The 12,668-nt window shown below is 43.3% G+C and carries 13 protein-coding genes; 1 reads left to right on the forward strand and 12 read right to left on the reverse strand.

From position 1 onward, the window contains the following. Position 1: 1 nt before the first annotated feature. The 11 genes from nifK to BLS16_RS01760 form a co-directional block, all read right to left on the reverse strand. A complete protein-coding gene (gene nifK / locus BLS16_RS01710; RefSeq protein WP_092329050.1) occupies positions 2-1,420 on the reverse strand; it encodes a nitrogenase molybdenum-iron protein subunit beta in 1,419 nt (472 codons plus the stop codon). Between the two features lie 25 nt (positions 1,421-1,445). Further along, positions 1,446-2,879: a nitrogenase molybdenum-iron protein alpha chain gene (gene nifD, locus BLS16_RS01715; protein ID WP_092329052.1), complete on the reverse strand. Its 1,434-nt coding sequence runs from the start codon at positions 2,877-2,879 to the stop codon at positions 1,446-1,448. Positions 2,880-2,929: 50 nt separating this feature from the next. After that, positions 2,930-3,757 carry a nitrogenase iron protein gene (gene nifH / locus BLS16_RS01720; RefSeq protein ID WP_014904758.1) on the reverse strand — a complete coding sequence of 276 codons (828 nt, stop codon included), beginning with the start codon at positions 3,755-3,757 and terminating at the stop codon, positions 2,930-2,932. 228 nt (positions 3,758-3,985) lie between these two features. After that, the gene (locus BLS16_RS01725; protein WP_092329054.1) at positions 3,986-4,369 is read right to left on the reverse strand and encodes a P-II family nitrogen regulator; all 384 of its coding nucleotides are present in this window, start codon (positions 4,367-4,369) and stop codon (positions 3,986-3,988) included. A 3-nt stretch (positions 4,370-4,372) separates the two neighbouring features. Further along, on the reverse strand, positions 4,373-4,690 hold the full coding sequence (locus tag BLS16_RS01730; RefSeq protein WP_092329056.1) for a P-II family nitrogen regulator: 318 nt from the start codon (positions 4,688-4,690) through the stop codon (positions 4,373-4,375). A gap of 538 nt (positions 4,691-5,228) precedes the next feature. Further along, positions 5,229-5,672 (reverse strand): HutP family protein, encoded by a 444-nt coding sequence (locus BLS16_RS01735; RefSeq protein WP_034602005.1) that lies wholly within the window; start codon positions 5,670-5,672, stop codon positions 5,229-5,231. Between the two features lie 274 nt (positions 5,673-5,946). Then, positions 5,947-7,521 (reverse strand): murein biosynthesis integral membrane protein MurJ, encoded by a 1,575-nt coding sequence (gene murJ, locus BLS16_RS01740; RefSeq protein WP_092329058.1) that lies wholly within the window; start codon positions 7,519-7,521, stop codon positions 5,947-5,949. 417 nt (positions 7,522-7,938) lie between these two features. Continuing rightward, the gene (locus BLS16_RS01745) at positions 7,939-8,250 is read right to left on the reverse strand and encodes a HEPN domain-containing protein (RefSeq protein WP_242876141.1); all 312 of its coding nucleotides are present in this window, start codon (positions 8,248-8,250) and stop codon (positions 7,939-7,941) included. After that, positions 8,247-8,573 (reverse strand): nucleotidyltransferase family protein, encoded by a 327-nt coding sequence (locus BLS16_RS01750; protein ID WP_092329060.1) that lies wholly within the window; start codon positions 8,571-8,573, stop codon positions 8,247-8,249. The genes BLS16_RS01745 and BLS16_RS01750 overlap by 4 nt, the downstream gene beginning before the upstream one ends. A gap of 825 nt (positions 8,574-9,398) precedes the next feature. Continuing rightward, positions 9,399-10,490 carry a stage II sporulation protein P gene (spoIIP, locus tag BLS16_RS01755; RefSeq protein WP_092329062.1) on the reverse strand — a complete coding sequence of 364 codons (1,092 nt, stop codon included), beginning with the start codon at positions 10,488-10,490 and terminating at the stop codon, positions 9,399-9,401. 97 nt (positions 10,491-10,587) lie between these two features. Continuing rightward, positions 10,588-10,917, reverse strand: coding sequence for a phage holin family protein (locus BLS16_RS01760; protein WP_092329064.1), 330 nt, complete (start codon positions 10,915-10,917; stop codon positions 10,588-10,590). Positions 10,918-11,106: 189 nt separating this feature from the next. On the opposite strand from BLS16_RS01760, the gene rpsT reads away from it, so the two are divergent. After that, positions 11,107-11,379 (forward strand): 30S ribosomal protein S20, encoded by a 273-nt coding sequence (rpsT, locus tag BLS16_RS01765; RefSeq protein ID WP_014904765.1) that lies wholly within the window; start codon positions 11,107-11,109, stop codon positions 11,377-11,379. A gap of 238 nt (positions 11,380-11,617) precedes the next feature. Here the strand turns inward: rpsT and holA are convergent, their stop codons facing one another. Next, complete coding sequence (gene holA / locus BLS16_RS01770) at positions 11,618-12,628, reverse strand: DNA polymerase III subunit delta (protein ID WP_092329162.1); 1,011 nt, start codon at positions 12,626-12,628, stop codon at positions 11,618-11,620. Positions 12,629-12,668: the final 40 nt, after the last annotated feature.

Below are 12,668 nucleotides of genomic sequence, written 5' to 3' on the forward strand. Positions count from 1 at the left end.
CTTAACGCATTAATTCAAAGTAAGTGTCTGTTGAAGCCCTGTCTTTTTCCTCCAAAAAGGTATTGGCGATCATAGTTATCATATTGATAACTCCGGAATACCCTACGATGGGATAACGATGGAGATTCACTCGATCCGTAATCGGGAAGCCAATTCTGACCAGGGGGATGTCGGCATCACGAGCAGCATATTTGCCGTGAGCATCACCGATTAACATGTCAACAGGTTCGGTTACCAGCAGGGAGCGGAGATGCCAGAGGTCTTTGCCTGCATAAAGGGTGGCTTCTTTACCGTAAGGGCTTGAGGTCAGCAGTTTTTCCATGGCCTTTTTAAATAAGGGGGTAGAATTTGTACAAACGATGTGAACGGGCATTCCCCCCATTTCCAGCAGGAAGCTGACAAGTCCGATGAGGATATCAGGATCACCAAATAAGGCAAACCTCTTACCATGAATATATTGATGAGCATCCGTCATGGCATCAATGGCGCGGCCCCGTTCATTGGTAATTTCTTCAGGCACCTCTTTGCCTGTAAATTTAGCCACGGATTCGATGAATTTGTCTGTTCCGGCGATTCCCATGGGCATAGCCAGGGTTTCCACAGGCACTCCCTGACCGGCCAGGTATTTACCGGTTGTTGGGGTAGTATAAGTCTGTAGGAATAAGAAACCTGCTGCATTTAGAGCCTCATTCATTTCTGAAATAGGTGTCCCCCCGGGGTACAATTCATAGGTGCCCAAATTCGGTGTATCCACTACATCACTGGAGTCCGGTAAAAGAGTATAGGGTGCGTCCATGGTCTTGAGAAGCCGTTTGTATTCACGGAGATTGGCGGGGTAAGTGTCAAAACCGGGAACCACATAAAGTCTGTCGTTGATGGTTTCTTCTTGTCTGGGCTTGGCCAGACATTCAATCAGACCCTTGAGCATTGTGTCATAGCCGGTAATATGGGATCCCTTAAAGCTGGGAGTATTGGCTAAAGCCACCGGCAACTCTTGAGGAATCGCTCCTTGATCCTTAGCGTTACCCAAATAAGACTTGATATCGTCTCCAATAACTTCTGCCATACAACTGGTGAAGACGGCGATGACGTTAGGTTTATAAACTGTATAAGCATTCTTTAAACCTTCAATCATGTTTCCCTGTCCGCCGAAGACCGCAGAATCCTCAGTCATCGAATCAGAGACTGCAGCGACAGGCTCTCGGAAGTGACGGGATAAGGTGCTGCGAAAATAGGCTGTGCAGCCTTGGGAACCATGGGTAAAAGGCAGGCATCCTTCAATTCCTAAGGCACAAAGCAAGGCGCCCAGGGGCTGGCAGGCTTTGGCTGGATTAATAACTAACTTTTCACGGGCAAAGTTCTTTTCTCGGTATTCTACAGAATTCAGCCAACTTTTTGTTGCCTTAGTACAAGCTTCCATTGTCTAACATCCTTTCTGCCCTGTTTTATTTAGCCCAGGGAGCTTTAATAGATTTCCAAGTAGGGCTGTTAATTGCCATATCCATATCCCGAGCAAAAATCGGGAAGCCTTCATAACCATGATAAGGACCGGAATAATCCCAGGAATGCATTTGACGGAAAGGCAGCCCCATTTTCTCAAAAACATATTTTTCTTTAATTCCCGATCCGACCAAATCAGGCTTTAACTTCATGACAAACTCTTCAAGTTCGAAAGCCGTCACATCGTCATAAATTAGGGTGCCCTCTTTTAAAGCCGGCAGGGTCTTCTCGTAATCTTCACTATGAGCAAACTCGTAGCCCGTTCCCGTAACCTCCATACCTAAATCTTCGTAGGCCCCCACTATGTGTCGTGGGCGGAGTCCGCCTACATAGAGCATCACGCTTTTGCCATCCAGATTCGGGCGGTAGGTCTCTATGACTTTTTGCATCTGAGGTTCATATTTTGCTAAGACTTGCTGAGCTTTTTCCATAATATAATCATCAAACTGAGCGGCAATTTTCAGGATGGATTCTCGGATTTTAGTGGGACCAAAGAAGTTGAATTCCATCCAAGGAGTGCCATAGGTGTCTTCCATATGTCTGGCGATATAATTCATACTTCTGTAGCAGTGAATCAGGTTCAGCTTGACCAGATGGCCGTTCTGCAGCATTTCCAGGGTAGAATCCCCAGTCCAGATATTAACAACATTCAGGCCCATTTCTTCCAAAATCTTTTTACTGGCCCAGGCATCTCCGCCGATATTATAGTCCCCGATAATCCCAACATCGTATTTGCCGACTTCTCGAGCAGGCCCTTTACCCAAAAGATGATCGCGAATAGCGTCATTGGCAATATGGTGGCCTAAGGATTGACTGATCCCTCTAAATCCTTCACAACGAACAGGAATTACCGGCAATTTAAGTTTTTCACTCATACGGCGGGAGACACTTTCAATATCGTCCCCGATCAGTCCGACAGGGCACTCAGACAGAATTGACACTCCATTGGCATTGGGGAAAAGATCTACAGCTTCTTGAATAATCGTCTCCAGCTTTTTGTCCCCGCCATAAATGATATCGCTTTCCTGAAAGTCCGAGGTGAAGAGAAAGGGTACAAAATTATCAACCCCGATTTCTCCCTCCGCTAAGTTCCGGCGATTACCCCAGGAATAATAACCACACCCGACAGGTCCATGGGAGATATGCACCACATCTTTCACCGGACCCCAGACAACCCCTTTAGCTCCTGCATAGGCACAGCCTCGGGCGGTCATCAGTCCCGGCACTGTTTTGGAATTGGATTTGACTGCGCAGCTGGCGCACCCTTCATCCTTAACGGCAATGTGTTGTCTTCGATTCTTTCTTGCTTTCTCCGGATAAACCTCCAGCACATCTTCCACGACTTGCTTTCTAAATTCCGTGGTCTCTTTTATGCTCATTACGCTGTCCTCCCTCGTTTCTGATTCTCTCACCCTTGTTTAGAAAAAGATTACATTTCCATGATTCCAAACTCCATCATTAAGGCCTCTAACTCATCCATCGAAAGTGGGGTTGGGATGGTCATTTTAGTGTTGTTTTCAATTTTACTGGCTAAGGCTCTGTACTCATCCGCTTGTTTGTGAGTTGAGTTATATTCGATAACCGTCTGTTTACGCACCTCAGCACGCTGTACTTCATTATCCCGAGGCATAAAGTGGATCATTTGGGTGTTGAGGGATTTAGCTAAAGCCTCAATCAATTCGCTTTCTCTATCCGTCTGCCGACTGTTACAGATCAAGCCTCCCAGGCGAACTGTGCCGGTTTGAGCGTATTTCAAGATCCCTCTTGAGATATTGTTGGCTGCATACATAGCCATCATTTCACCCGAAGTTACAATGTAAATCTCCTTAGCTTTATTTTCCCGAATCGGCATTGCAAATCCGCCGCACACAACGTCTCCCAGAACATCATAGAAAACATAGTCTGTATCCGCTGTATAAGCACCGTTTTCTTCTAAAAAGTTAATAGCGGTAATAACTCCCCGGCCTGCGCAGCCTACCCCCGGTTCCGGACCGCCGGATTCAGCACAGCGTACGCCCAAATATCCTTCAACCAAGACATCCTCCAACTCTAAGTCCTCTACAGTCCCTCTTTCACGGGCTAAGTCCATAACCGTGGTTTGGGCTTTGCTATGCAAAATCAAGCGGGTAGAATCAGCTTTCGGATCACAACCCACAATCGTAACTTTTCTGCCCATTTCAGCCAATGCAACCACCGTATTTTGGGTTGTCGTTGATTTTCCGATACCGCCTTTGCCGTAAATTGCAATTTGTCTCATATCAATACATCTCCTTACCTTAACACCTCATAAAATTTTTGCGTTTGCAAGCTACGTTTATCGAACCTTCTAGATTTGAAGAACACATTCCATTCAAAATTCATTAAGCTCAACTATTCTACTCTCATCCTCCTGCTGCTTTAGTGCTCAACTCTTAACTCTTAACTCTTAACTCTTAACTCTTGTACTAGTTCCTTAATGGTTTTGGCATATAGGTTTCAAACACTTCTAAACGACTGCTTCTTTACCAACTTCGCCGGTTCGAACCCGGACTACCTCTTTCAGCGGACAAACGAAGATTTTACCATCCCCCATATGTCCCGTCTGATTAGCTTTGATAATCACATCCACAACTTCATCTACTTGATCATCCTGAACCACGATGGTTAACAGCCGTTTGGGGATCCAGTGAAATGCTGACTCATCTTTATACCCGTTGCCCATGACAGAGTTTAATTCCGGATCAACCTCCGCAGCCCAACCACCTATACCCCCCTGCTTGCCCCGACCCTCAACGCTTTGAATCGTCAAAGCCGGAAAGCCGGCATCCTCAAAAGCCTTTTTTGTTGCGGGTACTTGATGACGTCGAATCATCATCATAATTTCTTTCATCGCTTACAACCCCTTTGTTCCTTTACTTACGGTATAAGCTTCTTCCACTTCAGTAACAAAGACTTTACCATCCCCCATGGTACCTGTTTTGGCACTCTCAAGGATGACATTGATGGCTGCGTCCAGCTTTTCATCTTCAACCACCATCAACAGCATGGTTTTAGGAAATTCATCATAAACAACATCACCGATGCGAATACCTTTTGTTCTGCCTCGGCCAAAGACATGCATTTTTGTCAGAGAGGGCATTCCGGCATTTGCTAAAGCCTCAGCTACAGCCTCAGTTTTATCGGGTCTTACGATGGCTCTAATCATCTTCATATAAGTTCATCCTCCTCAAATTTAAACTCTTGTCGGTTCTTGGGATTAGATAGATCGAAAATTAACAATTCAGTGCATCACCTCCTTTAATAATTTTTCATTTAATTACGAAAAACTTGTATTCATCAAAACAGATCATTTGTCGTAAAAGTTAGTTTGATAAAAAGACAAAGAGAGCCCTTAATTGCAATAATTAAGGGCTCTCTTAAACACTCTTCCGCTCCAAATCCTCACCTGATTTGGTGCCCGGTTATGAAATTGTACTACAGGTAATTTTATATCCTAGTCTGTTAAAGACTTCACTCAATCACTTAGTTTGACTCTCACTTAATCACTAAAATCTAACCTATAATCTAAGTTTGACCAACTTTTCCCTCTCTGGGTACTCACTAATCTCTGCTCTCTATTCACTACGTGTCTCTCTACTTCAAAAATACTCTGCGACCTCTAGAAGTCAATTACACTAATCGTCTAAATTTGCCACTATTTGGTTCAGATCTTGCCCGCTTATTAAATACAACTTGTGGCCTTCCCTACATTAAAGATGCATAACCCCTAATCCAACTCTGGCATGTTCCAGAAGAGGGTGTAAGGAAGAGCGGCCATAGATCGCCACCGCAATCCATTCTGTATCTGTTGTTAACCCAATCTTTAAGGCAAAGCTGGCATTACTATTGGTATGAATAAATATGCTGTTGCTGGCTTCTAAGGTGGCATGGATAAGAGCGTGAATTTTACGATCTTCTTTGGGAATAACTCCGGTATTAAACGCTGTAGCCATCACTGAATTGGTAAGCTTTCCGGTATGTTGAAGATTGGCAACAGTTCCTCCGAGTTCCGTCACACCACAACGCAGATTAAATGATTCAAATAATGACCTCTTTAGTTTCTCCTCTTCTTCCCTCGTCTGAGTCATAGCTAACAGCAAAGCCGATCGCTCTAAAGAAGGTTTAGATTTTTCTGTAGGTACTGTTGCTTTCAAAGTCTCTCCCCCCTAAAAACCAAGTTAGAACAATTTCATTGAATCAATGCGATTCTCAAAACCACCGGGGAGTCTGACTTAAAACAGAAAAAGCCGTCAGATATTATTAATATCATGACGGCTCCATTGCCGAATCTCTATAAACTATATTCAATATAGTACTTGAAATGCTCCTCATTGTCACTAAGTAAAAAATACCATATTTGTTCTAATACCAGTAAATATTTCGCTTTTCAACTCTATATCAGGCTATTACGCCGTTTTGCTAAATAATTTAAATTCTTTTGCTTCCAATCTTCCGTTGTACGAGCCCCATGACCTGCGTGAATTCACTCATTTTCAAAAGCTTTGCCATTCCTGCAAATACTATCATTCCCACTGCCGTTCCGGTGATTAATATTAGCAGAGAGCCAAATGTACTGACTCCCGTCAGGGGAGTAAACCATTCACTCCACCCCCAGATTACCGTAGCCATAATAAGCGAAGCCACTAATGCTTTCACACACGTTCCAAAAATTACCCAACCATCCATTTTCCCTAACCTCTTGCGCAGCAGATAAAACAACAGCAGCATATTCACGAAGGCAGCAATTGTTGTGGCAAAAGCTAAACCTCCATGGGCCAGCGGGCCAATCAATAAATACATGGCTAAAATGTTAACCGCCATAGAAATAATGCCCAGAACAACCGGAGTCCAAGTATCTTGCAGAGCATAAAAAGCCCGCGGCAAAATCTGAATGACCGCCTGTGAAGATATCCCTATGGAAAAATAAAACAGGGGAATTGCCATGGTCAATGTGTCATCTGCAGTGAACTGTCCATGCTGAAACAGAACTCGAATCAACGGAAATCGCAATACAATCATGCCTACAGAAATCGGCAGGGTTATAAAGATAACCATGCGAATTGCATTGGAAAGCGTCATCCGAAAATCATCCCAACGCTTCAGAGCCGCTTGCTCTGTCATCGTCGGAAAGGTGGCCACGGCAATCGCTAAAGCAAAGATACCTACAGGCAGCTGGAAAAGCCGGTAAGAATACCAGACTGAGGTAATGCTTCCGGGGAACAACATGGACCCGAAGTTGTTGTTAACTACCACCTGAATTTGGTTTAGAGAATAACTCAGAATAATCGGCACAGCTAAAGCTCCAATCAAGCGAACACCTGAATGACTCAAATCAATCACAGGATAATAGCGCACCCCAACCCGACGTAAAGCAGGAATCTGAACTGCAAAGCTTACTAAAGCACCAAAAACTACTCCAAATGCAAATCCCGAAACACTCTCTGGTTTATCTGGATTCGCCAAAATCGTCCCAAAAAAAATGACAGAGGCATTATAGAGTACCGTCCCCAATGCCGACGGCCAAAAGATTTTATAAGAATTTAAAACCCCCATCGTCAAACCACTTAAAGCCATAAATAAAGGCTGTATTAACAGAATTCGAGTTAATTTAATGGCTAAAGCCATATTCTCCGGTGCAAACCCCGGTACCACTAGACGAATAAACTGAGGCGTAAAGAATAATCCGAGTAGAACAAGCACTCCCAAAGTAAGGAAGATTATATTGATTACCGAGCTAACTACCCGCCATCCCTCATCCTCATTACCCTTGGCAATATATTCAGAAAAGACAGGAATAAAGGCGGCGCTTAAAACCCCGCCCACTAAAAGCCAATATAATAAATCCGGAAGAACAAAAGCAGTATTATAAGCGTCCGTGACCCCACTCTGACCAAAAAAACCCGCCATCAAGGATTCTCGCAAAAAACCTAAAATACGCGAAACCAATTGAGCAGCCATCAAAAACCCAGCTGCTTTCATAACTGTCCTGTTAGTCGATGACATACAAAATTAACCTCTTCTTCCCATCACTACTTGCCATCCGAATTATAGCATTTTTCTTCCTGCTAAAAAAGGTGGGGAGCAAGAATAGTCCGTTATTCCATGCAAGTGAAAAAACTTCCTCACTTGCCCCAAATTACAGCAAAGCCGCAAACACTCCCACTTGATCCACGCCTTTGCATCAACGATGCAAACAGCCTCCCCACCGCGTCCTCCCACCTTCTCCTCGAAACCCGAGGAAGGTTCGTAACATCCTTAAGACAAATGATTGTTTGTATTCAACAACATTACGTTTATAACTACGAAACCGTCTGCAAATTAATGCAAACGGATTTATCAACTACTACATTTCTTTAATTCAGGATAGCTCTTATTTCTAAGATGATCTCTCTAGCTTGTTTTTTAGCTATAGTGCAATCTTCATAGGTAAAAAGTTCTGAAGTCATCATAGTCAGCATTAGATCGCAGTCGAAATAAATCGGATAAAGCCTTACTCGCAGATTTAGTTACCAAACCAGCCTTCACGAACTCTTTGTTAAAAAATGAAATCACTCCTGAATGCTTAGGCGAATCAAATCCCTTAATAGCTAATAAAGCTCGGACAGCATGAAATGCTGCATAGTAGTAACGATTTATTGCACTATGATAAGAACCCAGCTTTTCTAATTCTTCACCATCACGAAACGTTTCCTCAGCTTTTTCAAGTCTCCAATCACTTAATTCTTTACTCATATCGAAACCCCTTCCTGAGCAAGAGCTTGGAAAAATCCAGTCTCTCTAAACAGGGGGTTAGAGTAGTATGAGTCTGTCATAATTATAGGAGAAATGACAACATCGTAATCGAGATTAATATCCACGGTCACATCCATAATGATATCAACGATTTTTCTATCGTCATTTTCCACTAAAACCAAAATATCAATATCTGATTCAGCAGTATCTGTACCCTTAACAACAGATCCAAATAGTCGCACATCTTTTACTTTAGTTGATAGTTTGTCCTTTACACTTTGGCTAAATTGCTCAATAGCTTCTTGCCATTCGGGATTAGCCATAAGAAAAAGCCCCTTTCAACCATACTTTAATCACTTTGCATAAGTCCACTTGGACGCACCAATCATATACCAATATTTTACACAAATTATAATCTGTTATCAATCTTGATTTAACTTTACATCATTAGTGGATATTACTCAATCTTATTCCGTGACTAAATAGAAGGAGCACTTTAGTGCAGTAGTACCAATGAGTGCAATCGATAAGGCCTGAAGAAATGCATCAGGCTTTTTATGAGCCAAATTCGTTTACTGCGCGCCTTTGCATCACCGATGCAAACAGACTACCTCAAACCTCGTTCCCACCCCCGTCCACCCCTAAGCCAGGAGGAAGCTTCTTAGCTGAGGGAGCACTTTAGTGGAATCGCGTCAATGAGCGCAGTCGATACGGCGTGAAGAAAGCTAACCTCAATTCACTTATTACCGCACCTTTGCATCACCGATGCAAACAGCCTACCTCAACCTCGTTCCAACTCCCCGTCGACCCCTAAGCCAGGAGGAAGCTTCTTAGCTGAGGGAGCACTTTAGTGGAATCGCGTCAATGAGCGCAGTCGATACGGCGTGAAGAAAGCTAACCCCAATTCACTTATTACCGCGCCTTTGCATCAACGATGCAAACAGCCTCCCCCAACCTCGTTCCCATCCCCCGTCGACCCCTAAGCCAGGAGGAAGCTTCTTAGCTGAGGGAGCACTTTAGTGGAATCGCGTCAATGAGCGCAGGCGATAAGGCGTGAAGAAACGCAACGGTTCACATGCAGAAAGCCCAGTGGTTTTGCGTTTTAGCCTTATCGACAAGGGAATAGCGATGAAACGTGTGCGACTGGGCTAAGACGCTTCCTCCCCTATCCACTGAGCCAAAACCTCAGCAAAGGCCTCGGCCGCCCTATTCGATTCATCTAAAGTATTATATTGATCCCCAAATTCCAGCAACAACCCGCCCTCCGAGAGATGTTGGTTGTACCTGGCATCTGCCGCATAACTAATCTTGGAAACAAAAAGCCCGGGATGTTTTTTCTCGGCAATTGCCATTAATTCCTTTGCCAAAGCCTCATTCTTTTGCCAGTGGGGATTTTTCTTTCCGATAACAACCAAAATCTTGCTAGCTTCTTTCCCATTGACTTTGACCGTTGATTTTTTGAAACCCGGTGGTAAGCCATCTCGGTGAATATCGAGTAGTACTTTTATTGAAGGATGATCCTTAAGTAATTGAGTAGCTGTTTTTACAGACTCACTATAGGCTTTCATAAAGTCCACCGCATCATGAATCGTTAGATCATGAACGGCACCAACTCCCTTTTTCTCAAGGGCATTTTTTAAGGTTTCTCCAACAGTGACAATATCTCCGTTTTTCCCAGGTAAGCGATCGGGACCGCCATTCCCCCCATAGCTTTCACTATTATGTGTATTATAAATACCGACAACGACTCCGGACTCCCCAGGTTTAACAGGCAAAGACGGGGCGGGCAGCCCATTCTGATTAGGAGTCAGGCTTTCTATTGGTTCTAATATCGGACCCTCAAACTCAGGGTCATCAGGGTTATAGGCCCATCCCAGCCAAACAGGCCCTTGCGGAGGATGAGAGAAAAATCCTAAAAAAAATGTCCGCGGATCTGAAATATTTACACCAGTTAATAAAAACATACTTACTGCCAAACCCTGCTGTCTCGCTAAATTCACTCGAGCACGTTCGGGTTGAGAATACCCCGGAGCACCTTCTAGCAGAATAGCTTCAAAGGGAAAGGACTGTTGAGTGAGAAACTGAACAAATTGATAGGAACCCCCGCTCCGAAGGGCATAGGCGAGCCCTAAAACAATTACTAAACTAACAACTCCCAAAAAGAACCCGCGCACCCATTCTTTAAAAGACCAAATCTTAAAGTTTTTTTTCTGACGGTGGTAAAAATCTTCCCGTAGCAAAGGACTTGTCCTCCTTCCTCTTATAGAAGAAGTATGAAGAACAAGTCCAATCTAGAACTAAAAACTTATTTTGTTAAATTTAATGCTCTTCTATGTTTTAACGAAGCGTTGTAGGAACAAAGCTGTCTACTATTCCAATAACTAAAGAAGCAAGTAACGCTCCAATAATTGATACTGAAATATAGCCTGGAACGAGAAACTGGCTGAAGTAAATAACCACAGCGGCTGTAAGAAATCCAATAGAGCCCCGTCCGACGCGAGAAATTCTATCACCGAATAATTTTTCAGCTGCATAGCCAAGTATAGCAATTACTGCAGCAGCAACGAGCGCGCCCGTAAATCCATTTACGCGAAGTCCGGGAACAATCCAACTTACCAACATCAGAACCAAAGCCGATACAATAAACCTTACGATCATTCCTATCATTACAGACCCTCCTTTAATTACTAACAATTTTGTGTCGATCTAATACAAGGTTTAGTTTAAACAAAACAAACACTTTTTATTTATGATCTATTAATTTCCTGTTTTTCCTTGATAAATTTACAACCTAATGTTAGAATATAGTTTGTGCAACAAAACGAAGAATACCATAACCAAAGGGGGTGACTATAAGTGCCAAACATTAAATCCGCAATCAAAAGAGTTGAGTTGGAAAAAGCTCGCACGATTAAAAATGCTGCTGCAAAATCTACATTACGGACAACAATTCGCCGTTTTGAAGAAGCAATCAGCACGGATTCCGAGACTGCAGCACTCGCTTTGAAAAGGGCTGCTCGTGCTTTGGATAAAGCCTCCTCCAAGGGTTTGATTCATAAAAACTTAGCTGCTCGCAAGAAGTCCCGTCTCACGAGAAGATTCAGCAAGCATTTTGCTCAAGTAGGCTAAACAAGCCCATGACTAAGAGGGTATCGCAAACTATTTTAAAAAGTAGTTTGCGATACCCTCTAGTTTGTTTTCTACGATTAACGATTAAAACTCAAGCAAAAGTGCGTTGAGTTTCTTTTTTTATATTTAAAAGGATAAATCTTAACTATACTCATAAACATTATGATTATCTCATGCCGCAGTAAATATAGGCGAGAAAATGTAGCCCTTTACCCGTTTTGCGAAGAGAAGACTGCATTCAAGCTAATTCTCCCTCACAAAACCTAATGATCATCATTTCCAACAACAACCCCGGATCACCGCCTCCAGTTTTCAGGGCTACATCCGTATTCAAACACTCAACTAAACTTTGGGACAACTGCTTGGTTGATAGTTTTAAAGATTGTTGCCATATTTTTTGAGCTTCATAGGGTTTAATCCCTAACATAGCAGGAACCTCGTTGACGTTCCCTCCTCGCTTACGAAGTGCGTCACAGCCAAGCAGAAGCCTAACCTGTCTAACCATTAAGGTCAGAACTTTTAAAGGATGTTCTTCCCGCAACACATCCCGCAAGGTCTTAATAGCCTTTTCAGAGGATCGCGCCGCTATTGCATCCAAAAGACTGAAAATGCTCGCTTCAATCGTTCGAGTGGAAATAGCTTGCACATCTTCCATCGATATTTTGGTACGATCTCCCACGAAAACTACCAGCTTATCTAACTCTTGACTTAAAACTCCCGTGTGATGCCCTACCCATTCAATGAATCCCGATAAAACTTGAGTATCCATTGCTTTTCCCCGGACCTTTAACTCGGACTGAACCCAGGCCATCCATTCCTGAGGACGTTTTGGCGCACAGAATTCCAAGACTTCACCAACACGATCTAAAGCTTTATAAAATTTTCTTCCTCTATGAACACTTTCAGCAATAAAAAGCAGACAGGTCGAAGGATTTGGATCTGAAAAGTACTCCATAAACGGCTCTAGATCTGCTGTTTGTCCATCTTGAAAGTAGGTTGCCTCTTCAACCACAACTAACCGCCCTGCAAAAAAAGACATCGTATTAGCACGCTCAACAATTTCCGCCGGAGACAATACTTTAGGGTCTAAGACCTCAATCCCGCCACCGGAAGGATCCATCGTTAAATAGAACGACTTAAGGACTTGAAACCCTTCCTGAATTAAAAACCGATCCTCACCATACCAAAGATAAATTGACGGAACCCGCCCCGTCTTTATGCTTTCCTTAATTTGTTCTATCTCACGCAATTCATCCACCTCTACTCCTATTATAAGTGGTACGTATCCA

The sequence above is a fragment of the Desulfosporosinus hippei DSM 8344 genome, from assembly GCF_900100785.1.
GTDB classification, from domain to species: domain Bacteria; phylum Bacillota; class Desulfitobacteriia; order Desulfitobacteriales; family Desulfitobacteriaceae; genus Desulfosporosinus; species Desulfosporosinus hippei.